Here is a 26,835-nt window from a genome sequence, read left to right as displayed (position 1 = left end):
AGAAGACCGCTTGCCCATGCCTAGTTCATCTCAACGCCGTCCTTTCCTGCGCCTGCTACTGATCGGCCTCTGCGCCTGGCTGCTGAGCCCGCTGGCCAGCGCCGATCAGGCCAAGCGCCTGCGCATCGGCATCACCCTTCATCCGTATTACAGCTATGTGGCGAACATCGTCGGCGACAAGGCCGAAGTCGTGCCGCTGATTCCCGCCGGCTTCAACCCGCACGCCTACGAGCCGCGCGCCGAAGACATCAAGCGCATCAGCGGGCTGGACGTGATCGTGCTCAACGGGGTCGGCCATGACGACTTCGCCGACCGCATGATCGCCGCCAGCGAAACGCCGAAGATCAAGACCATCGAAGCCAACGAAAACGTGCCGTTGCTGGCCGCCACCGGGGTGGCCGCGCGCGGTGCCGGCAAGGTGGTGAACCCGCACACGTTCCTGTCGATCAGCGCCTCGATTGCCCAGGTCAACAACATCGCCCGGGAGCTGGGCAAGCTCGACCCGGAAAACGCCAAGGCCTACACCCAAAACGCCCGCGCCTACGGCAAACGCCTGCGGCAGATGCGCGCCGACGCCCTGGCCAAACTGACCCAGGCGCCGAACGCCGAACTGCGGGTTGCCACGGTGCACGCCGCTTATGACTACCTGCTGCGCGAGTTCGGTCTGGAAGTCACCGCCGTGGTCGAGCCGGCCCACGGCATCGAGCCGAGCCCGAGCCAGTTGAAGAAAACCATCGATCAACTGCGGGAACTGGACGTGAAAGTGATCTTCTCCGAGATGGATTTCCCCTCCACCTACGTCGACACCATTCAGCGCGAATCCGGTGTGAAGCTGTACCCGCTGTCGCACATTTCCTACGGGGAATACACCGCCGACAAATACGAAAAGGAAATGACCGGCAACCTCAACACCGTGGTTCGGGCGATTCAGGAGTCCGGCGCATGACAGCTCAGGAAAACCTGTCGATAGCCAGCAGCGGCCCGACCCTGGATTTCGCTGACGTCAGCCTGACCCTCGGCCGCACGACGATTCTGGACAAGGTCACATTCCAGGTGCAGCCCGGCAGCGTGCATGCGCTGGTCGGCCCCAACGGCGGTGGCAAGAGTTCGCTGATCAAGACCCTGCTCGGGCAGATGCCGCATCAGGGCCGGCTCAGTCTGCAATGGCCAGGCGAGCCCGGCACCATCGGCTACGTGCCGCAGGCGCTGGAGTTTGATCGGGGCCTGCCGATGACCGTCGATGATTTCATGGCCGCCATGTGCCAGCGCCGCCCGGCCTTTCTCGGTCTGAGCAAACGCTACGCCGGCGCTATCGGTGATGCGCTGGAGCGGGTCGGCATGCAGGACAAACGCAAGCGGCGGATGGGCGCGCTGTCCGGTGGTGAACGCCAGCGGGTATTGCTCGCCCAGGGCCTGATTCCGGCACCGCAACTGCTGGTGCTGGACGAACCGATGTCGGCCCTCGACGAAGCCGGGATTCAGGTCTTTGAACGCCTGCTGGGCGACTGGCGTGCGGCGGGCATCACCGTGCTGTGGATCGAGCACGATCTGGAAGCAGTCGGGCGTCTGGCCAATCGCGTCACCGGCCTCAACCGCCGGGTGCTGTTCGACGCCTCGCCGCAACAGGCCCTGACCCCGGAACGTTTGCTGACCCTGTTCTCGACCCATCCACGGAGCGCTGCCTGATGAGTTACGAAGCCTTTCGTTTGATGGTGCAGGGCTGGGCCGCCTCCGGTTACCTGCCGGAAGCCCTGGCCTACGGTTTTGTGGTCAATGCGCTGCTTGCCGGCCTGCTGATCGGCCCGGTGCTCGGTGGCCTCGGCACGCTGGTGGTGGTCAAGCGCTTCGCGTTTTTCTCCGAGGCGGTGGGTCACGCGGCACTGACCGGCGTGGCCATCGGCATTCTGCTCGGCGAGCCCTACACCGGGCCGTACGGCAGCCTGTTCGGCTACTGCCTGCTGTTCGGCATTCTGCTCAACTACTTGCGCAACCGTACCGGCCTGGCTCCGGACACATTGATTGGCGTATTCCTGTCGGTGTCCCTCGCCCTGGGTGCCAGTCTGCTGCTGATTCTGGCGGGCAAGATAAACGTGCACATTCTGGAAAACGTGCTGTTCGGCTCGGTGCTGACGGTCAACGGCAATGACCTGCTGGTGCTGGCGATTGTCGGCTCACTGGTCATGGCGCTGGCCCTGCCGTTGTACAACCGGATCATGCTGGCCAGCTTCAACCCGCAACTGGCGGCGGTGCGCGGCGTCGCGGTGAAAACCCTGGATTACCTGTTCGTGATTCTGGTGACGCTGATCACCGTCGCCGCCGTGAAAGTCATTGGCGCGATTCTGGTCGGTGCGCTGCTGGTGATTCCAGCGGCGGCTGCGCGCCTGCTCAGCCAGTCGCTCAAGGGCTTTTTCTGGTGCTCGGTGCTGATCGCCACGGTCAGTACCCTGTGCGGGATTCTTGCGCCGATCGTGTTCGACCTGCCGATTCCGTCCGGCGCCGCGATCATTCTGGTCGCCGGTATCGCCTTCGCCCTCGCCGCGATTGCCCGGGGCGTCGTCCCCAGTCTGAAAGGGAACCTTGGATAAATGGCTTTTTCATTGCGACAACTGACCCTGGCCATCGCCCTCACCGGCGCGGTTTCGAGCCCTCTGCTGGCTGCCGAGAAACCGTTGCGGGTGCTGGCCTCGCTGCCGATCACTTATGGTCTGGGCGAAGTCCTGCTCAAGGGCACCGACATCAGCCTCGAGCGCGCGGCGCCGGCGAATCTGCCGGGCAGCCGCCAGACAGCCTACTTCACCGGTCGCGGCGCCCCGGCGCTGAGCAAACTGGCCACCGGCGCCGATGCGGTGATCGGCGTGCGCTCGCTGTGGGCCGATGATCCGCTGTACCCGATCGCCCGCCGCAGCAACATCCGCATCGTCGAAGTCGACGCTGCCCGCCCGGTGGACGGTGCCCTGCCCGGCATCGCCGTGCAACCGGGGCTCAAGGTCGACGGCCTGAACAGCCAGCCGTGGCTGGCGAGCAACAACATGGGGCGTATGGCTGACGTGGTGGCGGCAGATCTGGTGCGTCTGGCACCGAAGGACAAACCGAAAATCGAGGCCAATCTGGCAGCACTGAAGCAGCGCCTGCTGAAACTCAGTGCCGACAGCGAGGCGCGCCTGGCCAGTACCGACAACCTGAGCGTAATGAGCCTGAGCGATCACTTCGGTTACCTGATCGGTAGCCTGAATCTGGAGTTGATCGGACAGGATCCGCGACCGGATGCCGAATGGACGCCGGAAGACCTGAAGAAGTTGACCGCAACGCTCAAGGACAATGACGTGGCGGTGGTGCTGCACCATCGGCAGCCGTCGGACGCGGTGAAAGCGGCGATTGCCGAATCGGGCAGTCATCTGCTGGTGCTGAGCACCGACGCGGCGGATCCGGTGGCAGAGCTGGAAGGCAATGTGGATGTGCTGCTCAAGGGCCTGAGCGGCGCCTAAGGCCAGTTGCCCCCCCCGTTGATCGTTCCCACGCTCCGCGTGGGAATGCAGCCCGGGACGCTCCGCGTCCCTTGCGAAGCGGACGCGGAGCGTCCAATGAGGCATTCCCACGCAGAGCGTGGGAACGATCATCACAGGCAACAAAAATCCCTGACATGAAAAAACCCGCTGACTGTTTCCAGTCCAGCGGGTTTCTTTTTGGCTGAAGGCTTACTGGGCAGCCGCTTGCGCTTCCATCTTCTGACGCAGGCTCAGCGGGCGCATGTCGGTCCAGACTTCTTCGATGTAGGCCAGGCATTCCTTCTTCAGGCCACTCTTGCCCACGGTGCGCCAGCCTTCCGGGATAGCCTTGTAGTCCGGCCAGATCGAGTACTGCTCTTCGTGGTTGACCACGACTTGAAAGAGGATGTCCTCGCGGTCGAATACTGACGTCATGCTGTGTCTCCATCGCTGTAAGGGTGGGCTGCACGACGGTGCAGCCGGGTATGTAGAAAGAACGTTCGACGCGGCGAAAAATTTACAGGGCTGCGGTCGCCGCGCTGAGTGCACGGCCGAAGATCTCGGCGACGCGGTCGATTTCGGCGGCGGTGATCACCAGCGGCGGCAGGAACCGCACCACCGCACCATGGCGCCCGCCCAGCTCCAGAATCAGCCCGCGCTTGAGGCATTCGCGCTGAACCAGCGGCGCCAGGCGCGCAAACGCAGGTGGATGGCCCAGTGCATCCGGCGTGCCGTTCGGATCAACCAACTCGACACCGAGCATCAGGCCACGACCGCGAATGTCGCCCAGTTGCGGGAAGTCACGCTGCAGGATGTGCAGGTGCTCGCTCAGACGTTCACCCATGGCGGCGGCGTGTTCGCAGACCTTGTGCTCGACCAGGTAACGCATCACGGCAGAGCCGGCGGCCATCGCCATCTGGTTGCCGCGGAACGTACCGGCATGGGCACCCGGCTGCCAGGTGTCGAGCCATTCGCGATACACCACCACCGCCAGCGGCAGGCTGCCGCCGATGGCTTTGGACAGCACCACCACGTCCGGGGTAATGCCGGCGTGTTCGAAGGCAAACATCTTGCCGGTGCGGGCGAAGCCGCTCTGGATCTCATCGATGATCAGCGCCACGCCGGCCTTTTCGGTGATGCGGCGCAGACCGCGCAGCCACTCGACGTCAGCCGGGATCACACCGCCCTCGCCTTGCACCGCTTCGACGATCACCGCTGCCGGCAATTGCACACCAGCCTCGGGATCATTGAGCAGGTTTTCCAGGTAGCTCAGATTAGCCTTCACACCCGCCGCGCCACCGAGGCCGAACGGGCAACGGTAGTCGTACGGGAACGGCATGAATTGCACGCCGTTGCTGAGCAGCGCACCCAGCGGCTTTTTCGGGCCCAGGCTGCCCATCAGGCTCAAGGCGCCCTGGCTCATGCCGTGGTAACCGCCGGAGAACGACAGCACGGTGCTGCGCCCGGTGGCGGTGCGCACCAGTTTCAGCGCGGCTTCCACGGCGTCGGTGCCGGTCGGGCCGCAGAACTGGATTTTCGCTTCCTTGGCCAATGCAGGCGGCAACAGGCCGAACAGGTCCTGCACGAACTGGTCTTTCACCGGCGTGGTCAGGTCCAGGGTGTGCAGCGGCAGTTCATCGGCCAGCACCTGCTGGATCGCCTCGATCACCACCGGGTGGTTATGCCCCAGCGCCAAGGTGCCGGCACCTGCCAGACAATCGATGAAGGTGCGGCCCTCGACGTCTTCGACGTACAGGCCTTTGGCGCGCTTCAGCGCCAGGGGAATCCGGCGCGGGTAGCTGCGGGCATTGGATTCCTGCTGGCTCTGGCGGGCCAGCAACGGCGACTCATTGAATTGATACAGCGTTTCTGCCGGCGCGGAGGCGATCCGGGCCGACGACTCTTCGATAAGGCTGGTGGCGACTGACATCTCTCGACCCCTCAATACGCTATGGATAGTGACCAAAACTGCACACCGGGCAGGTGCGCGTTCCGGTCGCGGAGCGCACATGCTGGTTTTCCTGTTCTGGAAACGCACCAGCGTGTCGAGGATTTACACCCTTGATCGAATGTCAGGCCGACAACCCCAGCGGCTTGTGCATCGGCAGGCTCAAAACGCCGTGATGCGTGAAAGCAGATGCTGCTTCGCGATACCCCAGGCGCCGGTAGAACGCCTCGCCGGTTCGCGTGCTGGCGAGCGTGACGCAAGGCTGGCCACGAATCCGCAGCCAACCCTCGAGATCGCCCATCAGTGCGCGCCCCGCACCGCGACGAAACCACTCCGGCTGCACATGACAGAAGGTGACCTCGCCATTGGCTGCGGCCATGCCGACGCCGACCGGCTTATCGTAAAGAAGCGCGATATTCAGATAGAGATGCGGATCAGCGAGCCATCCGCTGATGTGTTCCGCCGATTGTCGGCGAACCCAGTGGTCGACCAGTTGTGGATCGTTGCGATGATCGAGCGCGCAACCGACGCGGATCGAGCGTTCGAGAATCCGGCTGATGATGCCGGCGTCGGCGACTGTGGCGGGACAGATGTGGATGGGTGCTTCCATGGCGCTGTTTCCCTCAATCCATTGAGTCAAAGGCTGGCCGACAATAACGTCGCGGCCGACGGATGACTAATGGAGAGAGGTTACATTTGATGTGCCCGGCATCAAGTCAGACCGGTTGCAGCGGCATGGTCAGCTCGACCCGCAAACCATCCGGGCGGCTGTCGAAATGCAAGGTGCAGGCGCAGCGCTGAACGATGGCCTGGACAATCGCCAGCCCCAGTCCACACCCGGTGCTCTGGCCGTTGCGCCAGAACCGTTGGGTCAGATGCTGCAGATCGTCCGGGGCAATGCCCGGGCCGTGATCACGTACCACGAAACGCACGCGATTGGCGGTGGTCTCCAGGCTCAGGTCCACCGCGCCGTCCGTCGGCGTGTGACGCAAAGCGTTATCCAGCAGGTTGCGCAGCGCCGCGATCGACAGGACCGCCGGCATTTGCAGGGGCGCAGCGGACAAGTGTTCCGGCAGGTGAAGCCTGATCCGCTGGCGCTGGTCGCTGGCCGAGTCCTGAATCGCCAGTTTCGCCACCTGCTCGGCGCTGCACTGCACGCCGTCGTCGAACGACAGACTGCCTTCGACCCGGGCCAGCAACAGCAATTGCTCAAGGGTCCGGTGCAGGCGGTCGGCGCCCTCCTCGGCCCGGGCCAGGGACTGATCGCGAGCGCTGCCTTCGGTCATGCGCGCCACTTGCAGGTGGGTCTTGATCGCGGTCAGCGGGCTGCGCAATTCATGGGCGGCATCACCGGTCAGGCGACGTTCGCGCTCGATGGTCCTGCCGATGCGCTGGAACAGCTGATTCTGGGTTTCGAGCAGCGGTTTCAGTTCACTGGGGAATGACTGCAACTGCAAAGGTTCGAGCGAATCCGCGTTGCGACGCATCAAGGCTTCACGCAAGCGGTTGAGCGGTGCCAAGCCCTGGCCGATCCCCAGCCACAACAGGCACAGGCAGCCGAGCAACGCCACGCCCACCGGCACCGAGGCCGCCAGCAGGATCGACATGTTCAGGGCTTCGCGCTCGATCACCCGGTCGGCGGTGGTAATTCGCACATCGCCCCGAGCCAGGGTGAAGCTGCGCCAAGGCGCGCCATCGATCATCTGATCGTGGAAACCCATTTTCTGCGCTTCCAGTGCCTGTTCCGGATTATTGTGGCTGCGAGCGAGGATTTCTCCGCGCAGCGAGCTGACCTGACACGCCATGCCGCCGGGAATGTTCAGTTGCTCGGCGCTGAAATGCGTACCCTCGCCTTTGCTCGGAATGGCCGGCAATTGTTCCAGCAAGCCGGCGACCATCCGCGCCGACGCCACCAGGCGCTGGTCGAGGGAAAACATCATCTGGTTGCGCAGGTCGCTGAGCATCCAGGCGGCCGCCAGGGCCCAGATCAGCGCAAACGCAGCGCCGAGAGTCAGGCTCAGGCGCAGGCGCAGACTCATCACTTGTCGGTTTCTCCGCCATCGGCCGGGCCCAGGCGATAACCCAGACCGCGCACGGTTTCGACGATGCCCTTGCCCAGTTTGCTGCGCAGGTGATGGATGTGCACGTTGAGCGCATTGCTCTCCAGTTCATCGTTGAAACCGTAGACGCTGTCCTTCAACTGCTCGGTGGACAGCACCCGGCCACGGTTGTGCAGCAAGGCTTGCAACAGGGATTGTTCGCGACGGGACAGATCCACCGGACGGCCCGCCAGCGTGGTTTCGCGACTGCTCGGGTCGTAGGTCAGTGCGCCATGTTCGATCAGATTGACGCTGCGCCCGGCCACCCGGCGCAACAGGGTTTGCAGACGGGCGAACAGTTCGCGCAGGTCGAACGGTTTGAGCAGGTAGTCGTCGGCGCCGGACTGCAAGCCGTCGACCCGATCCGTGACCGAATCCCGCGCAGTAAGGATCAGCACCGGAATCTCCAGCCCTTGCTGACGCAGTTGTTGCAGCAACTTGAGGCCATCTTCGTCCGGCAGGCCGAGATCGAGCACCATCACGTCAAATTCGGCGACCTTGAGAATCGCCCGCGCCTTGGAGGCCGTGTTGACGTGCTCGACGGTCAGGCCTTGCGCTGTCAGCCCGGCAACAATCCCGCTGGCGATCAACTCGTCGTCTTCGCAAACCAGTACGTGCATGGGAGCTCCATGAGAAAAAACGCGATTCAAGCAGCAGAGGATTAAGCGGCAATTATGGACACTGCCCGCGCCAAGGAAAAGCACGATCCCGATGGCTACGCCCACGGGCGAGTTTCTTATCAAAGCCGACTGCCGCAACGGCAACTAAAAACTTAACAAACAACAACTCAACAAGTTCCAACTGACACAAACAGCAATCACAAACCCAGTGCGAAAAAGTTATTCACCACGGTAATCTCAAAGCGCAAAAGATACAAAGCCGGTACAACCGAATAATAACCACTACTTATCAAAGGAAAACCCAATGTCCAAACTCAATAACTTTGTCGCTATCGACTGGCGCTCCGGTGCTGACCGGATTTATTTTTTCTTCAAAGATGCTGATATCTTCTCCCGCTATGACAATGGCGACGAAAAAGTACTGAATGATTATCCAAAACCGATCAAGGGCAACTGGGAAGGGTTCGATGCCTATGCCAAGCACCTGCGCTTCGGATTTACACAAACACAGGCGGGCGACAAGGACATTAGCTGGTTGTTCTTTTACAACGGCAATCGTCCATGGGTTTGCGCCTATAACCAGGACACTGACAAGGCTGATGCCTTTTACAATCTCGCCAATTCTCTCTGGACCCCTATCCTGCCGTACTTCGACAGAATTGTTGCCGGCACCTGGCTGGAAGCAATCGGGCACAAGTACCTGTTTCGCTTCCTGTTGAATGATGGCACTCATCTGACATTCGATACTGTAACGCAAAAAATAAACCACCAACCCAATTCAGTACTACCTGGACTTGAACCGTATAAACATCGTCTTATTACCGCTGCGCAAATCGACCCCACTTTCAGCGATAACCTCTGGTACATCTTCCTGGCTAATGAGCAATTCGTGATTTACAACATGCAAAAAGGCCGAGTCGAAGGAGATGCGCACAATATCAATGGCAGATTCGCCGGATTAACCCGGGGGCTCTGACTGCCCATTTAGCTGGAAGCTTCAGTGCTTCGCGGTTTTGGCGCATGGATGTCCCCGGTTAATCATCGGTTAATCACTGCCCGCCATTGTGCCCCTCAATTGCACAGGGACAAGGCTTCTCCATGCGTCATTTTTTTCTGTTTTTTGCACTGTTGATTTCAAGTCTGGCCCAGGCGGGGAACGATCCCTTTGCTTCAAAACCGGAGTTTCTTCCGGTCGACAAGGCATTCGTGTTGACCTCGGAACGTCTGGATTCCGGTGAGACCCAACTGTTCTGGCAAATCGCCGACGGCTACTACCTGTATCAGAAGCGTCTGAAATTCGACGGGCTGGCGACGCAGAACGTCCCGGCCCTGCCTGAAGGGGAATCCCACAGTGACGAATATTTCGGCGAGCAACCGGTTTATCGCCAGGGCCTCGAGCTGAAAATCCCGTCATCCGCCCAAGGCCAGATCAAGGTCAGTTATCAGGGCTGTGCCGATGCCGGTCTTTGCTATCCGCCACAAACCCGAGTGATCGACCTCGGCGGCAAAGCTGCAGCGACAACGGGTGAAGCGCCGGATCAGGCACTGGCCAGCGGTCTTCAGCAGCACTCACTGGGCTGGAGCCTGCTGGTGTTCTTCGGCCTGGGGCTGTTGCTGGCGTTTGCGCCGTGCTCATTGCCGATGCTGCCGATTCTGGCGGGCATGGTGGTGGGCAGCGGCGCCACGCCGCGTCGTGGTTTCGCACTGGCCGGCAGTTATGTAGTTTGCATGGCGCTGGTGTACGCGGCGATGGGCGTCATCGCCGCGCTGCTGGGGGCCAACTTGCAGGCGTGGTTGCAGAACCCGTGGCTGCTCGGGACGTTCGCGGCGGTGTTTGTGGTTCTGGCGCTGCCGATGTTCGGCTTCTTCGAGCTGCAATTGCCGGTCGCCCTGCGGGATCGACTGGAGCACGCCTCGCGCAGTCAGCGCGGTGGCAGCCTGATCGGCGCCGGCGTATTGGGCGCGCTGTCAGGTCTGCTGGTCGGCCCGTGCATGACCGCACCGTTGGCCGGCGCCCTGCTCTACATCGCGCAAAGCGGCAACGCACTGCACGGCGGCCTGATCCTGTTTGCTCTGGGCATCGGCATCGGCGTACCGCTGCTGTTGCTGGTGACCGTCGGCAATCGCTTCCTGCCCAAGCCCGGCGCGTGGATGAATCTGCTCAAAGGCGTGTTCGGCTTCCTGTTCCTCGCCACCGCGCTGCTGATGCTGCGTCCGGTGCTGGATCCGTCGCTGTGGCTGGGTCTGTGCGGTGCGTTGCTGTTGATTGCCGCTTACAGCGCCTGGAAACAATCCGACGGCTTTGGTCGCGTGGCGCAGTTGTTCGGTGCCGGTTCGCTGTTACTGGGCTTGTGGGGCAGTCTGTTGGTGGTCGGTGCGGCGGGGGGCAGTGACGACCCGTATCAGCCGTTGCAGGTGTACAGCGCCGGCCGCGTCGGCACGGCGGCCCCGAACGGCCACGAAGCCTTCACGACGATCAAGGATCCCGCCGCCCTGCAACGTGAGCTTGACGCCGCCAGAGCTCAGGGCCAATGGGCGCTGCTCGACTACTACGCCGACTGGTGCGTGTCGTGCAAAGTCATGGAGAAACAGGTGTTCGGCCAGGCGCGGGTGATGCAGGCCCTGAGCGATGTGCGCTTGCTCCGACTCGATGTCACCGCCGACAATGCCGCCAGCCGCGAACTGCTCGGCCGTTATAAAGTGCCGGGGCCACCGAGTTTCGTGTGGATCGGCGCCGACGGCGAAGAGCGCCGCAGCCAGCGCATCACCGGCGAGGTCGATGCCGACACTTTCCTGCAACGCTGGACCACCACCCGAGACGCTCGTTAATGCTGACCTTCACCCTCGGCACCTTTGCCATCGCCCTCAACCACCTGCTGCTGATCAGCGCGCTGGCGCTGGCGACCTTCGTCGGCTGGCGGGTGGCCAAGCGCGGCGGTGACAACCCCGAGTCGGCGCTGTTCAGCCTGTTTCTGCTCGGCATGCTGGCGGCGCGCATGGCGTTTGTCGCCATGTACTGGGGGCACTATCGCAACGATCTCTGGCAGATCATCGACTTGCGCGACGGCGGCTTCCTCGCCTGGCCGGGGGTGATCGTGCTGTTGCTGGCGGCGCTGTATCGCGGCTGGCGCCGGCCGGGTTTGCGTCGACCGCTGGGTTTCGGTGTGGTCAGCGGTGTGGCGTTCTGGGTGCTGGCGACCCTGTCGCTGAACATCTACGAGCAAGGCACGCGCCTGCCGGACATCACCTTGCGCAACGCCGCCGGTGAAACCGTGAAACTCACCGACTATCAGGGCGGGCCGCTGGTGATCAACCTGTGGGCCACCTGGTGCCCGCCGTGCCGACGGGAAATGCCGGTGCTGGAAAACGCCCAGCAACAACGCCCGGACCTGACGTTCCTGTTCGTCAACCAGGCCGAAAGCATGCAAAGCGTTGCGACTTTTCTCGAAACCCAGGGCCTGAGCCTGAACAACGTGTTGTTCGACCGCAGCGGACGCCTCGGCCAGGCCGTGGGTTCCATGGCCCTGCCGACTACCCTGTTCTACAGCCCGGACGGTCGTCTGCTGGGCAGCCATCTGGGCGAGCTGTCGAACGCCAGCCTGGCCCGCGCCCTGGAAAACTTCGACACCCCGGCTTCCAGCCTGAATCCGGCCACCTCTTCTTCAAGGAAACTGCCATGCCCCGCCTCCGCCACCTGCTGACGCTGACCATGAGCGCAGCCCTGCTGCACTTGCCCTCAGTACAGGCCGCCGAAGAATTGCCTGAAGCGATCAAGAAGATTGAAGCCAAAGGCGCAAAAATCGTCGGCCAGTTCGACGCGCCGGACGGCTTGCGTGGTTACGCCGCGCAATACCAGAACCGTGGCATGGCGCTGTACCTGACCCCGGACGGCAAGCACGTGCTGCTGGGCAACCTGTACGACGCCGACGGTAACGACCTGAGCAGCGCGCCGCTGCAAAAACTGGTCTACGCGCCGATGGCCAAGGAAGTCTGGGCCAAGTTCGAGGCCAGCAACTGGATTCAGGACGGCAACAAGGATGCGCCGCGCACTGTGTACCTGTTCAGCGACCCGAACTGCCCGTACTGCAACATGTTCTGGGAACAGGCCCGTCCATGGGTCAAGGCCGGCAAGGTGCAGCTGCGACACATCATGGTCGGCATCATCCGCGAAGACAGCCCGGCCAAAGCCGCCGCCCTGCTCGCCGCCAAGGACCCGAGCAAAGCCCTGGAAGATCACGAGAAAGCCGGCAAGGCCAGCACGCTCAAGGCCTTGAAGGACATTCCGGTCGCCGTGCAAACCAAACTCGCAGCGAACATGCAGCTGATGGAAGACCTGGACTTGCAGGCCACCCCGGCGATCTTCTACATGGACGACAAGGGCGAGCTGCAACAACAGCAAGGCGCGCCGACGCCGGACAAACTGGCGAAGATTCTCGGCCCGAAATAAACAACGCCCACGCAATGCGTGGGCGTTTTCGTTACTTCAGCCCAGCCAGAAACTTCAGCAGCGTGTCGGTCACGAAGGCTGGATTCTCCAGATTGGAGATATGCCCTGCCTCCGGCACCAACACACACGGGCAACCAATCAACTCGGCCATTTCCCGTGCTTCCGACGGCGGGCGCGGTTTGTCCTGATCGCCGCAGACCACCAGCGTGGTGGCCGCATTCAGTTCGCCCAGACGCGGCAACAGATCGTCACGGCCAAAGGTGATGCGCCCCATCGGCACGATGCTGTCGCGCAGGCGTTCGGCCGAATAGCCGGCGAGTTTGGCGCGGAAATCCTGATACAGCGCCGACGCCCGATCAATGCATGGACGGAAGAAAATCGGCACCACGATATCCAGTAGTTGCTCGGAGATCCCGCCGCTTTCTTCGATCTGTTTGAACAGCGAGAAATAGTACTGGCGGGTCGGCTCCGGCTCGACGCCGACGTAGGTGTCCATCAGCACCAGTCCGTTGAGCCGCTGCGGCGCCGACAACGCCAGGCGCACGCCCCACATGCCGCCAACCGACAGCCCGACCAGCGTCACCCGATCAATGTCCAGATGATCGAGCAAGGCCAGGGCCTGACGGGCGATGTCGTCCAGCGAAGCGGTGCCTTCAGGCAAGCGCCCGGATTCGCCATGGCCCCACAGATCCAGTGCAATCACTCGATAGTGCGGCGACAGCGCAGCGATCTGCGGTGCCCACATGGCCTGGTCCCACAGGTAGCTGCCAGCCAGCAACACCGCCGGGCCCGTGCCTTGATCAATGTAGTGAAGCGCCTGTCCGTCTACTTCGAAGAAAGCCATCGATCACCCCCGCGACAAAAAAGAGAACCGGCAGACTGGGCTGCCGGTTCAGGATCGTCAACTATACAAACGTACATCCATGTACCGACGCAATTGCGTTGAACGCACCGACGCCATCGCTGGCAAGCCAGCTCCCACAGGGTTAGCGTCGTACACAAAACCTGTGAACATCGCCGGAACCTGTGGGAGCTGCGGTGCGACGACTCGACTTGCCAGCGAAGAGGCCGGTACAGGCGCCAGAGATTAAAGCCCTTCCAGCTCCGCCATCAGGTCATTCAGTCGATCAACCTTCTCCTCGGTAATGTCACTGGCCGCCAGCCCTTCGATGTACCCGGCCAGTTCCTCCACCGTGCTGCACTCGAACATCGCTCGCAGCGGTACATCCCGCTGCAAGGCTTTTTGCACCCGCGAGGCAATCTGCGTGGCCAGCAACGAATGGCCGCCGAGTTCGAAGAAGTTGTCGCGTACCCCGACCCTCTCGACCTTCAGCACCTCGGTCCAGATATCCGCCAGGGTCTGCTCCAGCTCGCTGCGCGGCGCCAGGTAATCCTGGCCCTGCAACTGGCCGATCTCCAGCGCCGGCAAGGCCTTGCGGTCGAGTTTGCCGTTGGCGTTGAGCGGCAACCGGTCAAGCCACAACCAGTGCAGCGGCACCATGTATTCCGGCAGTTCGGCGCGCAAGCGCTGCTTGATTCGCTCCAGACGTTCGCTTTGGTTCAGTGCAGAATCTGCGGCGACCAGGTAGCCAACCAGATGTTTGCCGTTGACGCCTTCCTGCACAGCGACCGCACCATCGCGGACTTCCGGTTGTTCGTGCAGACGCGCCTCGATTTCACCCAGCTCGATCCGGTAACCGCGAATCTTCACCTGATGGTCGACCCGGCCGACGTACTCCAGCACCCCGTCACTGCGGCGACGCGCCAGGTCGCCGGTGCGATACAGACGCTCGCCCGGCGCACCGAATGGATTCGGCACGAACACCGGCGCGGTGCGCAGCGGATCGCTGACATAACCGCGACCGACCCCGGTGCCCGCCACACACAACTCACCCACCGCACCCAGCGGCACCAGATCCAGCGCGCCATCGAGCAGGTACAGCAAATTGTTGTCGGTCGGCGTACCGATCGGCAGGTAACTGCCGCGAGTCGAGGCCAGGTCGACGCGGAAGAACGCCACGTCGTCGGAGCACTCCGCCGGGCCATAGGCGTTGACCAGACCGATCTCCGGATAACGCAGCAGCCACTGGTGCGCCAGTTCCGGCGGCATCGCTTCACCGGTCGGCAACATCCAGCGCAGGCCGTCGAGGCTCAGACGATCCGAAGCGAGCATGCCCTGAATCAACGACGGCACACTTTCCAGCACGGTGATGCCCTGCTGTTGCACATGCACCAGCAAGCCTTGCGGATCGTGGGCGGTGGTGTTCGGCACGATGTCCACTCGCGCCCCGAACAGCGGCGCGGCGAGGAACTGCCAGACCGAAATGTCGAAGCTTTGCGAAGCGGTCTGGGCGATCACATCGGCGTCGCTCAGGTTCAGGTACGGCACCTTGCTCAACTGGTTGTTGAGCATGCCGCGCTGCTCGACCATCACGCCTTTCGGCAACCCGGTGGAGCCCGAGGTGTAGATCACGTAGGCCAGGTTGTCCGGCCCGCTGAAGATCCCCGGATTCGCCGACGAAACCGCACCGGCCTGAACCTCTTCCCACACCAGCAAGCGCGGACGGTTGGCGCAGCTGAACTCATCCAGCAAGGTCGTCGCCTGTTCACGGCAAGCTTCGGTGCACACCAGCACCGGCGTACGACTGAGCTCGATGATGCGTTGCAGACGCTGGCTCGGCAGTCCCGGATCCAGCGGCAGGTAACCGGCACCGGCCTTGAAGCTGCCGATGATCATGCCCAGCAGATCCAGATTACGCTCGCCCAGCAGCGCCACCGGTTGATCCCTCTGCACCCCGGCTGCGACCAGTGCATGGCCGAGACGGTTGGCGTTCTGGTTCAGTTGCTCGTAGCTCAACTGCTGATCAAGGCAACTGGCGGCAATACGTTGCGGATGTTGCGCGACCTGGGCTTCGAACAGCTCGACGTAGCTCTGCTCCAGCGGATAGTCGTGCTCACTCTGGTTGCAGCCGTGGAGCAGGAAGTCCTGTTCCTCATGGCCCAACAGCGGCAGGTCAGCCATGTCGCCATGGAAGCCCTCGACCAGCGCCAGCAGCAGACGCTTGAACTCGCCGAGCATGCGCTCGATGGTCGACTCGTCGAAATAGCGCTGGTCGTAAGACAGATGCAGACCAAGGTCATCGCCCGGATAGCAAACAGCAGTCAACGGGAAGTTGGTGTGGGTACGGCCCGAGTCCGAGGTCGCGTTGAGGCTCTGCGCGCGGTCCAGCACCGAGACTTCCACCGGGGCGTTTTCGAACACGAACAGGCTGTCGAACAGCGGCTGGCCTTTCGGCAGTTCGCTTTGTTCCTGGATGTTCAACAGCGGCAGGTATTCGTACTCGCGCAGTTGCATGTTGCTGTCGAGCAGACCGCTCAGCCACTGACGCACGCTGACGCGCTGATCGTCCGCCGGGATCTGCACCCGCAGCGCGATGCTGTTGATGAACAGGCCGACGGTGCGCTGCATCTCCGGCATTTCCACCGGGCGCCCGGCCACGGTCACGCCGAACAGCACGTCGCGATCACCGCTCATGCGGCGCAGCACCAGTGCCCACGCCGCCTGGGCGAAGGTGTTGATGGTCAGTTGATGGGCCTGGGCCAGCTCACGCAGACGGGCGCCGTCCTCGACATTCAGTCGGGTGTAGCGGTCGCCGACGATCATGCCGCCGCTTTCGCCGGCGTGTTCACGCAGGAACGGACGGTCGCTCGGGATCGGCGTGGTGCGCTCGAAACCTTGCAGGTTCTGCTGCCACCACTGGCGCGCTTCGGCCAGGCTCTGGCGTTGCAGCCAGCCGATGTAATCGCGGTAGCGCGGCGGCACCGCCAATTGTGCTTCGCGACCTTCGCCCAGCGCGGTGTAGATTTCGAAGAAATCGTTCATCAGCAGCGAGCGGCACCAGGCATCGATCAGGATGTGGTGGTTGCTCATCATGAACCAGTAACGCGCCGCGCCGACCTTGATCAGGCGCAGGTGGAACGGTGCCTGATTGAGCAGATCGAACCCGGCCTCGCGCTCGGCCTTGAGCAGCGCTTGCAGCTTCGGCTCTTGCTCGGCGTCAGCGATGGCGCTCCAGTCCAGATATTCGATCGGCGTGCGACCCGGCGTATGAATCACTTGCAGCATGTCTTCGCCAACGTTCCAGCAGAACGACGCACGCAACGCTTCGTGACGGGCGACCACTGCTTGCCACGCCTGAGCGAAACGCTCGGGGTCGAGTTCGCTGTTGATGCGGTAGCGATCCTGCATGTAATACAGACCGGTGCCGGGTTCGAGCAAGGTGTGCAGCAGCATGCCTTCCTGCATCGGCGTCAGCGGGTACACGTCTTCGATGTGCGCCGCCGGCACTGGCAGCGCGTCAAGTTGCGCCTGGGTGAGTTTCGCCAGCGGGAAGTCCGACGGCGTCAGGCCACCGGCCTCGTCCTGCAGGCAATGTTCGATCAGGCTCTGCAACTCGCCGACGTAGGCATCGGCCAGCTCGTTGATGGTCTGCGCGTCATAGCGTTCGGCGCTGAAGGTCCAGCGCAGCAGCAGTTCCCCGCCGTACACCTGACTGTCGACGCTCAACTCGTTCGGCAACGGTGCGTGCGGATCGTGGGCCGCACCGACCGGCTCGTCGAGCGGACGGAACAGCGCATCGTTGCCGAAGCTCTGGTCGAACTGGCCGAGGTAGTTAAACGTGATCGGCGCATTCGGCAACGCCGCCATGCTCTGACGACTGGCGTCATCGGCCAGATAACGCAGCACGCCATAACCGAGGCCTTTGTGCGGAACGGCGCGCAGCTGTTCCTTGATCGCCTTGATTGAAGCGCCCTGCCCGGCCGCTTCTTCGATGTTGTTCGGAGTCAGGCGCAGCGGATAGGCGCTGGTGAACCAGCCGACGGTGCGGGTCAGGTCGATCTCGTCGAACAGGGTTTCGCGGCCGTGGCCTTCCAGTTGAATCAGCGCCGACGGCTGCCCGCTCCAGCGGCACAGCACGCGGGCCAGCGCGGTCAGCAACAGGTCGTTGACCTGCGTGCGGTAGGCGCTCGGTGCCTGTTGCAATAGCTGCTTGGTGCGCTCGCCATCCAGACGCACGCTGACGGTTTGCGCATGGCGATTCTCGCGACCGCCCTCAGGGTGTTCGCACGGCAAGTCGGCATTCGGGCCGGCCAGGTGCGCTTGCCACCAGCTCAGTTCTTCACGCAGGGATTCGCTGCCGGCGTAGGCCTGCAAGCGTGCCGCCCAGTCCTTGAAGGCGCTGGTTTTCGCCGGCAGTTTCACCGACTGATCGGCGTCGAGCTGGCGATACACGGTTTGCAGATCGTCGAGCAGAACGCGCCACGACACACCGTCGACCACCAGGTGATGGATCGCGATGAGCAGCCGTTGCTGAGCGTCCGGCCCATCGACCAAAACTGCACGCAGCAACGGGCCCTGGGCAAGGTCGAGGCTGCGCTGGGCATCGGCGAACAGTGCGGCGCACTTGTCCATCGACGGTACCCGGACTTGCCACAGCACGGCGGCATCGGTGACCGGTTGATGGGATGCCTGCCATGCACCGTTGACCTCACTGAAGCGCAGACGCAAGGCGTCATGCTGCTCGATCACCGCCAACAGCGCTTGCTCCAGACGATGAGGTTCCAGCGCAATAGTCGGCTCCAGCAACAACGCCTGGTTCCAGTGCTGACGCTCGGGAATGTCGGTGTCGAAGAACCAGTGCTGGATCGGCGTCAGACTCGATTCGCCGGACACCAGACCTTGCTCGGCGGTGACGGTTTCACTGCGACTGGCGACAGCCGCCAGGGTCTGCACAGTCTGATGCTGGAACAGATCGCGCGGGCTGAAGTGAATGCCCTGCTGACGCGCCCGGCTGACCACTTGAATCGACAGGATCGAGTCGCCGCCCAGTTCGAAGAAGTTGTCGTTGAGACCGACCTGCTCGACGTTGAGCACCTCGCACCAGATCTGCGCCAGGGTCTGCTCAAGCTCGTTGCTCGGCGCCACGTAATCCTGACGATTGAGCTCCGGATCCGGCGCCGGCAACGCGCGGCGATCGAGCTTGCCGTTGGCGGTCAGCGGCATGCTCGCCAGCAGAATCAGATGGGTCGGCACCATGTAGTCCGGCAGTTGCGTCTTCAGGTGCGACTTGAGGGCTTCGCGCAGTTCGGCCTGCTCGGCTTCGCTTCGCGAAGCGACCTCGGTCACGAGATAGCCGACCAGTTGCTTGCCGCTCGGCGCATCCAGCGCCAGCACCACCGTTTCGCGGATCGAGTCGTGATCGAGCAGGCGGGTTTCGATCTCGCCCAGTTCGATCCGGAAACCGCGGATCTTCACCTGATGGTCAATCCGCCCCAGATACTCCACCAAGCCATCGGCGCGCTGGCGCACCAGGTCGCCAGTGCGGTACATGCGCCCGCCATCGGCGGCAAACGGGTCGGCGACGAAACGTTCGGCAGTGATGCCCGCACGCTCGTGATACCCCAGCGCCAGACCGGCGCCGCCGACAAACAATTCACCGGTCGCGCCTTGCGGCACCAGCGACAGATCGGCGTCGAGAATGTAGGCCACGCGATCACCGATCACGCTGCCGATCGGCACACTGCCGGCGCCCTCTTCCAATACTTCCGGCGCAAGGCTGGCCAGCGGCATGACCACAGTTTCGGTCGGGCCATAAGCGTTGAAGAACAGGCTCGGCTTGAACGCTGCGCGAATTCGTTGCAGGTGCTCGCCGGTCAGCGCCTCGCCGCCGGTGATGATCATGCGCACCGGCAGAGTGTCGTTTTGCGTCGCGAGGAACTGCGCCAACTGGCTGCCGTAGCTCGGGGTGAAACCAAGGATATTGATCCGATGTTCGCGGATCAGGCCACAGATTTCTTCCGCGTCCCACTGACCCTGCGCACGCAGCACCACCTGCGCGCCGCTGAGCAGCGGCACCAGCAGACGTTCGGTGGCGGCGTCGAAGTTGATCGAATAGAAATGCAGCTCGCAGTCGTCCGGACGCATGCCGAAGCGCTCGATCACCGCCTGGCAATGCATGGCGATTTCACCGTGGGACACCACCACGCCTTTCGGCTTGCCAGTGGAACCCGAGGTGTAAATCAGGTACGCCTGATGCTGCGGCAGGCTGATAAAGGGCAGCTCGGTAGCCGGGTAATCGGCCAACGCGGCGCTGTCGTCTTCCAGGCACCAGCGCGCCACGTTCGACGGCAGTTCGCCGAGAGCCTTGAACATCGCGCGGTCGCTGAGCAGCAGGCCGACGCCGCTGTCTTCGATCATGTAATGCAAGCGGTCGAGCGGGTATTCCGGGTCCAGCGGCACATAGGCGCCGCCGGCCTTGAGGATCGCCAGCAGGCCAACGACCATTTCCAGCGAACGCTCCAGCGCCAGACCGACTCGCACTTGCGGGCCGACACCGCGCTCGCGCAGGGCCCAGGCCAGGCGATTGGCGCGAGCGTCGAGTTCGGCGTAGCTCAGAGTCTGCCCGGCGAAGGTCAGGGCCGGCGCATCTTTGCGCACCAGTGCCTGCTCGGCGAACAGGTGATGGATGCACTGGTCGAGACGACGCTCGCCCGGCTCGACGCCAAGGCTGTCGAGCAATTGCTGTTGTTCAGGCGCATCGAGCAGCGGCAATTCGCTGAGGCGTTGCTGCGGGTTGGCGATCAACGCTTCAAGCAGATTGCGCCAGTGCCTGGCCATGCGTGCAATGGTCGGTTCGTCGAACAGATCAGTGCTGTACGTCAGGCAGCAACCGAGGCGATGGTCGAGATCGGTGACCTCCAGGTTGAGATCGAACTTGGTCGCCCGCGCATCGTTGGCCAGGTACTCGACGGTCATGCCGGCGAGCATGCGGCTTTGCTGGAATTCCCAGCGCTGCACGTTGCACATCACCTGGAACAGCGGGTTGTACGCCGCGCTGCGCGGTGGTTGCAGGGCTTCAACCAGATGATCGAACGGCAAATCCTGATGGGACTGCCCTTCGATCACGGTATGACGCACCTGCTCGAACAATTCGCCGACCGACATCTGGCCGTCGAGCTGGCAACGCAGCACCTGAGTGTTGAGGAACGCACCGATCAGGCCCTCGCTTTCCGGGCGGATACGGTTGGCCACCGGCGCGCCGATGCGCAGATCGGTCTGGCCGCTGTAGCGGTAAAGCAAGGTCGCGAGGGCGGCGGTCATGGTCATGAACAGGGTCAGACCGTTCTGCGCGTTGAACGCCCGAACCCGCGCGGCAAGATCGTCGCTGAGGTCGAAACGGAACAGCTCGCCCTGGTGACTTTGCACCGGCGGACGCGGGCGGTCGCCTGGCAGCTCCAGCAGTGGATGTTCGCGGCCCAGTTGCGCAGTCCAGTAGTCGAGCTGACGCTGACGCTCACCGGATTCCAGCCAGTTGCGCTGCCACACGCTGTAGTCGAGGTACTGCACCGGCAGCGGTTCCAGCGGCGATTCGCGATCGTCGACGAACGCTTCGTACAGCGCGCTGAGTTCACGGGCGAAGATGTCCATCGCCCAGCCTTCGGTGACGATGTGGTGCAGGGTCAGGACGAAGTAATGCTCCTGCTCGGCGGTCTTGACCAGGCAGGCGCGCAGCAGCGGACCGGTTTCCAGATCGAACGGCAGGTGCGCTTCGTCGTCGGCCAGTTGCTGGACTTTCTGCTCGCGCACATCGGCGGCGAATTTCGAAAAATCCTTCCAGTCCATGCGCACGCCGGTCTCGGCATGCACCTGCTGACGGGCCACGCCGTCGATACTCGGGAACGTGGTGCGCAGGGTTTCGTGGCGCAGGATCAACGCTTGCAGCGCCGCTTCGAAACGCTCGACATGCAAGACGCCACGCAGGCGCGCCATGCCGCCGACGTTGTACGCCGGGCTGTCCGGCTCCATCTGCCAGAGGAACCACATGCGCTGTTGTGAGTAGGACAGCGGCACCGGTTTGCTGCGATCAACCTTGTCGATCGGCGGCTGTTTGTTGGTGCGACCGCTGGCCTGGATCTGGCGGATCTGCTCGGCGAAATCACCGAGTTCGCTGTGCTCGAACAAGGCGCGCAACGGCAGTTCGACGTCACAGGCCTGCCGGGTGCGGGAGATGATTTGGGTGGCCAGCAGCGAGTGACCGCCGAGGGCGAAGAAATCGTCGCGCAGGCCGACCTGCTTCAGGCCGAGCACTTCGCGCCAGATCGCGGCGATCTGTTGTTCCAGGTCGGTGACCGGCTCGACGTGCTCGCGCACTTGCCATTGCGGCTCGGGCAAGGCGCGGCGGTCGAGTTTGCCGCTCGGGCTCAGGGGCATGGCGTCCAGGCGCATCAGTTGCGCGGGGACCATGTATTCCGGCAGTTCGGCGGCCAGTGCGGATTTCAGGCGAGCAGTTTGCGCGTCCTGATCTTCGCTGGCATCGGTGGCGGTGAAATAGCCGATCAGTTGCGGGCCGGCGACGGTTTCACGCACCAGCACGGCGGCCTGAGCCACGCAGGCCTGAGCCAGCAGACGCGCTTCGATCTCTTCCGGCTCGACGCGAAAGCCGCGCAGTTTGACCTGCTGATCGAGACGGCCGAGGTATTCGATCACACCATCGTGGGTCCAGCGGGCGCGGTCACCGGTGCGGTACAGACGCGCGCCCTGCTCGCCCAGCGGATCGACCACGAAACGCTCGGCGGTCAGCGCCGGACGGCCGAGGTAACCACGGGCCAGACCAATGCCGCTGATGCACAGTTCACCCGGCACACCGGCCGGCACTGGATTGAGATCGCTGTCGAGCACGCGACAAACCACGTTACCCAGCGGACGGCCAATCGGCGAACGCTCGCCATCGGCCACGCTGCAATGCCAGTGAGTGACGTTGATCGCGGTTTCGGTCGGGCCATAACGGTTGTGCAGTTGCACCGCCGGCAGTTGCGCCAACACGCGGTTGCGCAGTTCTGCCGGCAGCGCTTCACCGCCGGAGAACACGCGACGCAGGCTGGTGCACTCGGCGCTCAACGGTTCGTCGATGAACAGCGAAAGGAGCGGCGGCACGAAGTGCAGCGTGGTCACGCCGTACTGCTGAACCAGTTGCGCGATGCGGTGCGGATCGCGGTGTTCGCCGGGGCTGGCGATCAGCAGGCGCGCACCGGTAATCAGCGGCCAGAAGCACTCCCACACCGACACGTCGAAACTGATCGGCGCCTTTTGCATCAACACGTCGGTGTCGTTCAGGCGATAAGTGTTCTGCATCCACTGCAGACGCTCGGCCAGCGCCGCGTGAGTGTTGCCCACGCCTTTCGGCTGGCCTGTGGAGCCGGAGGTGTAAATCACGTAGGCGAGGTTGTCGCCGTGCAGGTGCAGGCCCGGTGCCTGGCTCGGCCAGTTTTCCAGGTGCAGGGTGTCCATGGCGATCACGCTGACGCCTTCGCTGGCCGGCAAGCGGCCGAGCAATGCAGTCTGGGTCAGCAGCAGTTCGACGCCGCTGTCGCTGAGCATGTAAGCCAGGCGTTCAGCCGGGTATTCCGGGTCCAGCGGCACGTAGGCGCCACCGGCCTTGATGATCGCCAGCAGACCGATCAGCAGTTGCGGCGAACGCTCGGCGGCGATGGCCACGCACACATCCGGGCCGACGCCCTTGTCGCGCAGGTAATGGGCGAGACGGTTGGCCTGGGCGTGCAATTCTGCGAAGTCCAGGCTGCCGCCGTCCCACAGCAGCGCAGTGCGATCCGGATTTTGCCGGGCTTGTTCGTTGAGCAGTTCCGGCAGCCATTGTTGCGCCGGAGTGCACGGGGCGACGCTCCACGCAGTTTGCTGAGAGTGTTCGGCGGCGGTCAGCAGTTGCAGCTCGCCGATGGTTTGTTCCGGACGTTCGCAAACCGCTCGCAGCAGGTTGCTGAAATGCTCGGCGAGGCGCTCGATGGTCGCGGCGTCGAACAACTCATCGGCGTAGTCGAAGGACAGCGTCAGGCGCCCGTTGCGGTCTTCTTCACTGTGCAGTTGCAGATCGAACTTGGCCTCGCGGCTGTGCCACGGCAGTTCTTCGGCGAGCAGGCCCGGCAGACGTTTCAGCGCGCTCAGATCGCGTTGCTGATGGTTGAACATGACCTGGAACAGACCTTGTTCGCGGGCCTGCGGGAAGGCTTCGAGCAGTTGTTCGAATGGCAGATCCTGATTCGCCTGGGCACCGAGCGCAGCCTGACGGGTTTGCGCCAGCAGTCCGGTGAACGGCAGACGCGAATCGACGTCGGCACGCAGCACCTGGGTGTTGATGAAGAAGCCGATCAGGCCCTGGGTTTCCAGACGCGGACGGTTGGCGTTGGGTACGCCGATGCGGATGTCGCGTTGGCCGCTGTAGCGATGCAACAGGCTTTGGAAAGCCGAGAGCAGCAGCATGAACGGCGTGGATTGATAGGCCTGAGCGGTCTGGCGAATGGCGTCGCTGAGGCTGATCCCCAGGCGAACGCTATGACGCGCGGCGCTGTGCTTTTTCTTGGCCGAGCGCGGATGGTCGGTCGCCAGTTCCAGGGTCGGATGCTCCTCCCCCAACTGTGCTTTCCAGTACGCCAGTTGTCGCTCACCCTCGCCTTGCGCCAGCCATTGGCGCTGCCAACTGCCGTAGTCGGCGTATTGGGTTGGCAGCGGCGCCAGTTCGGCACGCTGGCCTTGGGACGCGGCGGCGTACAGACGCGAAAACTCGTCGATCAACACGTTCAGCGACCAGCCGTCGGCGATGATGTGGTGCATCGTCACCAGCAGTTGGTGATCTTCGTCGTCGAGGCGAACCAGCGTCACCCGCAGCAGCGGGCCTTTTTCCAGATCGAACCGGGTGCGGGCTTCGTCCTCGCGAATCTGTTGTGCGCGGGCTTCACGTTCGCTGGCCGGCAGGTCGCTTATGTCAATCAGTTGCAGGTTGAACTCGCCCGCCGCTTCGACCTGTTGCAGGGCCACGCCGTCGCGTTCAAAGAAGCGGGTGCGCAGGGATTCGTGGCGCTCGATCAGTTGCTGGAAGCTGGCGCGCAGGGCGTCCTCGTCCAGTTCGCCACGCAAGCGCAGGGCGCCGGGAATGTTGTAGGCGCTGCTGTGCGGGTCGAGCTGCCAAGTGATCCACAGACGGTTTTGTGCCAGGGATTGCGGCAAGGCTTCGTTGCGCGACAACGCGGTGATTTCGCCTTGGGCGCTGCCGCCGTCCTGTTGCTGTTGCGCCACGGCGGCGGCGAACGAAGACAGGGTCGGGGCTTCGAACAGCAGACGCAGATTGAGCTCCAGGCCCAACTCCTCACGGACCTTGGCGATCACCTGAGCGGCGGCGATCGAGTTGCCGCCGAGCAGGAAGAAATGATCGTCGGCGTTGACCTGTTTGACGTTGAGTTGCTCGGCCCAGACTTTGCCGATCAACGCTTCCAGTTCGGAGGCGGACGCGGTCGAGTCCTGAGCGGTTTCAGCAGTGGCTGAGGGGAATACGGCGTAGCTGTCGAGGCTGCCATCAGCCAGACGATTGCGGCAGGCCGAACGTTGCAGCTTGCCGCTGGAAGTTTTCGGCAACGCGCCCGGATTGAGCAGCACAACCACGCTCGGTGCTTCCTGATACGCCTCGGCCACGGCCTGTCGAATGGCTTTGATCAGCGCTTCAGGCGGGAGGATTTTCTGCACGCTGCGGCTGATTTCCGCCGCGATGCCGATGCCCTCCTCGCCATTCTGATTGACCGCAAACGCCGCGACACGGCCCTTGCGCACCACCTCCACTTCGTTCTCGACCGTCTTTTCGATGTCCTGCGGGTAGAGGTTGTGACCGCGCACGATCAGCATGTCTTTCAGGCGACCGGTGATGAACAGTTCACCGTCGCGCATGAAGCCCAGGTCACCGGTGCGCAGCCAGGTCTGGCCGGCGTGCTGGACGAAGGTCTTGGCAGTCGCCTCGGGGTTGCGCCAGTAGCCGAGGGCGATGCTCGGGCCGGCAGCCCAGACTTCACCGACAGCGTTGTCGGCCAGTTCTTCAAGGGTGTTCGGCTCGACAATCAGCACCGCATGTTCCGGCTGGCTGATGCCGCAGCTCATGATCGGACTGCCCTCGCCCGCTTCGGCTCGATTCTGCGCCAGGGCTTGATCATCGACGCGCAGTGCAGGAATCCCGGTGCCGCGCGGTGTGCCGGCGACGAACAGGGTCGCTTCCGCCAGACCGTAGGACGCCATGAAGCTGTCTTCGCTGAAACCGCACGCGGTGAACTTCTCGGCGAAACGCTCGAGGGTGTCGAGCCGGATCGGCTCGGAGCCGGAATAGGCCACGCGCCAGCGGCTCAGGTCGAGGCGTTCCAGCGCCGATTCGCTGACCCGCTCGCTGCACAGTCGATAAGCAAAGTCAGGCCCGCCGCTGATGGTGCCGCCGAACTGGCTGATCGCTTCGAGCCAGCGCAACGGCCGGCCGAGGAAGTACGCCGGCGACATCAGGATGCACGGCACGCCGCTGAAGATCGGTTGCAGCAGACCGCCGATCAGGCCCATGTCGTGGTACAGCGGCAGCCAGCTGACGATCACGTCGTCCGGGTTCACATCGATGCCGAAGCCGTGGCGGATCAGCCGTTCGTTGGCCACCAGGTTGCCGTGGCTGACCTGCACGCCCTTGGGCAGCGCGGTGGAGCCGGAGGTGTATTGCAGGAAGGCGATGTGATCTTGCGGCAAGGTCGGTTCGACCCAGCGCTCGGCCAGTGCAGCGTCAAGGGTGTCGACGCACAACAGCGGCGGCGCGCCTTCGATTTGCTGCAAGGCGTCGCGCAGGTCGGCGCTGGTCAGCAGCAGACGCGGTTCGGCGTCGGCGATGATCGACAGCAGGCGTTCCTGATGGTGACGCTTGGCCGATTCCGGCGGATAGGCCGGCACCGCGATCACACCCGCGTACAGGCAACCGAAGAACGCCGCGACGTAATCCGGACCGCTCGGGAACAGCAATACCGCGCGATCACCGAATCCGGCCTCGGCCTGCAACGCGGCGGCGATGGCGCGTGCGCGTTGATCGAGTTCGCGATAACTGAGCACCACAGCCTGCTCCTCGGTTTCAGCGAGAAAGCGCAGGGCCAGCCGATCCGGCGTCAGGGCCGCACGGCGCTGAAGGGCTTGGACCAGGGTGCTGGGGAGTTCGAACGCGTCGGTCATGAGGTTTCCTGCCTGAATTCGGCTTGCTGGTGGAATCGGGTTGGCTGCGGCATGCCCGTGCAAGGCATGCGGGACACGGTCTTCGCCGACCGTGCAAGGCATTGGAATGCGGTAGGTCCGGGGCTGCGTACCCGGATCCATTCACCA

General features: G+C 63.2%; 15 protein-coding genes. 8 read left to right on the top strand and 7 right to left on the bottom strand.

Annotation, left to right across the window (positions count from 1 at the left end):
* The first annotated feature begins 16 nt into the window (after nt 1–16).
* From ACTJK7_RS21005 to ACTJK7_RS20990, 4 genes are read left to right on the top strand one after another with little or no spacing between them, the layout of a single operon-like run.
* Nucleotides 17–946 (top strand): metal ABC transporter substrate-binding protein, encoded by a 930-nt coding sequence (locus tag ACTJK7_RS21005; protein WP_064378561.1) that lies wholly within the window; start codon nt 17–19, stop codon nt 944–946.
* A complete protein-coding gene (locus tag ACTJK7_RS21000; RefSeq protein WP_064378562.1) occupies nt 943–1,686 on the top strand; it encodes a metal ABC transporter ATP-binding protein in 744 nt (247 codons plus the stop codon). Before ACTJK7_RS21005 ends, ACTJK7_RS21000 begins: the two co-directional genes overlap by 4 nt.
* Nucleotides 1,686–2,585 (top strand): metal ABC transporter permease, encoded by a 900-nt coding sequence (locus ACTJK7_RS20995; RefSeq protein ID WP_085655116.1) that lies wholly within the window; start codon nt 1,686–1,688, stop codon nt 2,583–2,585. Before ACTJK7_RS21000 ends, ACTJK7_RS20995 begins: the two co-directional genes overlap by 1 nt.
* Nucleotides 2,586–3,485, top strand: a complete 900-nt coding sequence (locus ACTJK7_RS20990; protein WP_440780156.1) for a metal ABC transporter substrate-binding protein — start codon at nt 2,586–2,588, stop codon at nt 3,483–3,485.
* A gap of 210 nt (nt 3,486–3,695) precedes the next feature.
* On the opposite strand, the gene ACTJK7_RS20985 is transcribed toward ACTJK7_RS20990, so the two are convergent.
* The 5 genes from ACTJK7_RS20985 to ACTJK7_RS20965 all read right to left on the bottom strand — a co-directional run bounded on the left by ACTJK7_RS20985 (nt 3,696) and on the right by ACTJK7_RS20965 (nt 8,152).
* Nucleotides 3,696–3,920, bottom strand: coding sequence for an MbtH family protein (locus ACTJK7_RS20985; protein ID WP_011335246.1), 225 nt, complete (start codon nt 3,918–3,920; stop codon nt 3,696–3,698).
* Between the two features lie 82 nt (nt 3,921–4,002).
* Entirely contained in the window at nt 4,003–5,415 is a 1,413-nt protein-coding gene (locus tag ACTJK7_RS20980) for an aspartate aminotransferase family protein (RefSeq protein WP_108562879.1), read from the bottom strand.
* 142 nt (nt 5,416–5,557) lie between these two features.
* A complete protein-coding gene (locus tag ACTJK7_RS20975) occupies nt 5,558–6,043 on the bottom strand; it encodes a GNAT family N-acetyltransferase (RefSeq protein ID WP_108562880.1) in 486 nt (161 codons plus the stop codon).
* Between the two features lie 106 nt (nt 6,044–6,149).
* The gene (locus tag ACTJK7_RS20970; RefSeq protein WP_108562881.1) at nt 6,150–7,472 is read right to left on the bottom strand and encodes an ATP-binding protein; all 1,323 of its coding nucleotides are present in this window, start codon (nt 7,470–7,472) and stop codon (nt 6,150–6,152) included.
* Entirely contained in the window at nt 7,472–8,152 is a 681-nt protein-coding gene (locus tag ACTJK7_RS20965; protein ID WP_064378569.1) for a response regulator, read from the bottom strand. The genes ACTJK7_RS20970 and ACTJK7_RS20965 overlap by 1 nt, the downstream gene beginning before the upstream one ends.
* A 304-nt stretch (nt 8,153–8,456) precedes the next feature.
* Here ACTJK7_RS20965 and ACTJK7_RS20960 point away from each other — a divergent pair, with 304 nt between their 5' ends.
* The 4 genes from ACTJK7_RS20960 to dsbG all read left to right on the top strand — a co-directional run bounded on the left by ACTJK7_RS20960 (nt 8,457) and on the right by dsbG (nt 12,599).
* A complete protein-coding gene (locus ACTJK7_RS20960; protein WP_440780157.1) occupies nt 8,457–9,128 on the top strand; it encodes a hypothetical protein in 672 nt (223 codons plus the stop codon).
* Between the two features lie 122 nt (nt 9,129–9,250).
* Nucleotides 9,251–10,981: a protein-disulfide reductase DsbD gene (gene dsbD, locus ACTJK7_RS20955; protein ID WP_440780158.1), complete on the top strand. Its 1,731-nt coding sequence runs from the start codon at nt 9,251–9,253 to the stop codon at nt 10,979–10,981.
* The gene (locus ACTJK7_RS20950; protein WP_108562884.1) at nt 10,981–11,853 is read left to right on the top strand and encodes a TlpA disulfide reductase family protein; all 873 of its coding nucleotides are present in this window, start codon (nt 10,981–10,983) and stop codon (nt 11,851–11,853) included. Before dsbD ends, ACTJK7_RS20950 begins: the two co-directional genes overlap by 1 nt.
* Complete coding sequence (gene dsbG / locus ACTJK7_RS20945) at nt 11,829–12,599, top strand: thiol:disulfide interchange protein DsbG (protein WP_085655122.1); 771 nt, start codon at nt 11,829–11,831, stop codon at nt 12,597–12,599. Before ACTJK7_RS20950 ends, dsbG begins: the two co-directional genes overlap by 25 nt.
* Before the next feature lie 31 nt (nt 12,600–12,630).
* Here the strand turns inward: dsbG and ACTJK7_RS20940 are convergent, their stop codons facing one another.
* Together ACTJK7_RS20940 and ACTJK7_RS20935 are read right to left on the bottom strand one after the other, a co-directional pair.
* Nucleotides 12,631–13,443 (bottom strand): alpha/beta fold hydrolase, encoded by an 813-nt coding sequence (locus tag ACTJK7_RS20940; RefSeq protein WP_108562885.1) that lies wholly within the window; start codon nt 13,441–13,443, stop codon nt 12,631–12,633.
* 243 nt (nt 13,444–13,686) lie between these two features.
* Entirely contained in the window at nt 13,687–26,688 is a 13,002-nt protein-coding gene (locus ACTJK7_RS20935) for a non-ribosomal peptide synthetase (protein ID WP_440780159.1), read from the bottom strand.
* Nucleotides 26,689–26,835: the final 147 nt, after the last annotated feature.

The sequence above is a fragment of the Pseudomonas sp. 22085 genome, from assembly GCF_052045815.1.
GTDB classification, from domain to species: domain Bacteria; phylum Pseudomonadota; class Gammaproteobacteria; order Pseudomonadales; family Pseudomonadaceae; genus Aquipseudomonas; species Aquipseudomonas glycinae.
This window is presented reverse-complemented; position numbering and strand designations above follow the sequence as displayed.

Excerpts from the sequence above, each read along its gene's own strand:
- dsbD (WP_440780158.1), top strand. The coding sequence starts at position 9,251 with ATGCGTCATTTTTTTCTGTTTTTTGCACTGTTGATTTCAAGTCTGGCC.
- ACTJK7_RS20965 (WP_064378569.1), bottom strand. The coding sequence starts at position 8,152 with ATGCACGTACTGGTTTGCGAAGACGACGAGTTGATCGCCAGCGGGATT.
- dsbG (WP_085655122.1), top strand. The coding sequence starts at position 11,829 with ATGCCCCGCCTCCGCCACCTGCTGACGCTGACCATGAGCGCAGCCCTG.
- ACTJK7_RS20995 (WP_085655116.1), top strand. The coding sequence starts at position 1,686 with ATGAGTTACGAAGCCTTTCGTTTGATGGTGCAGGGCTGGGCCGCCTCC.
- ACTJK7_RS21005 (WP_064378561.1), top strand. The coding sequence starts at position 17 with ATGCCTAGTTCATCTCAACGCCGTCCTTTCCTGCGCCTGCTACTGATC.
- ACTJK7_RS21000 (WP_064378562.1), top strand. The coding sequence starts at position 943 with ATGACAGCTCAGGAAAACCTGTCGATAGCCAGCAGCGGCCCGACCCTG.
- ACTJK7_RS20980 (WP_108562879.1), bottom strand. The coding sequence starts at position 5,415 with ATGTCAGTCGCCACCAGCCTTATCGAAGAGTCGTCGGCCCGGATCGCC.
- ACTJK7_RS20990 (WP_440780156.1), top strand. The coding sequence starts at position 2,586 with ATGGCTTTTTCATTGCGACAACTGACCCTGGCCATCGCCCTCACCGGC.
- ACTJK7_RS20935 (WP_440780159.1), bottom strand. The coding sequence starts at position 26,688 with ATGACCGACGCGTTCGAACTCCCCAGCACCCTGGTCCAAGCCCTTCAG.
- ACTJK7_RS20960 (WP_440780157.1), top strand. The coding sequence starts at position 8,457 with ATGTCCAAACTCAATAACTTTGTCGCTATCGACTGGCGCTCCGGTGCT.
- ACTJK7_RS20975 (WP_108562880.1), bottom strand. The coding sequence starts at position 6,043 with ATGGAAGCACCCATCCACATCTGTCCCGCCACAGTCGCCGACGCCGGC.
- ACTJK7_RS20940 (WP_108562885.1), bottom strand. The coding sequence starts at position 13,443 with ATGGCTTTCTTCGAAGTAGACGGACAGGCGCTTCACTACATTGATCAA.
- ACTJK7_RS20970 (WP_108562881.1), bottom strand. The coding sequence starts at position 7,472 with ATGAGTCTGCGCCTGCGCCTGAGCCTGACTCTCGGCGCTGCGTTTGCG.
- ACTJK7_RS20985 (WP_011335246.1), bottom strand. The coding sequence starts at position 3,920 with ATGACGTCAGTATTCGACCGCGAGGACATCCTCTTTCAAGTCGTGGTC.
- ACTJK7_RS20950 (WP_108562884.1), top strand. The coding sequence starts at position 10,981 with ATGCTGACCTTCACCCTCGGCACCTTTGCCATCGCCCTCAACCACCTG.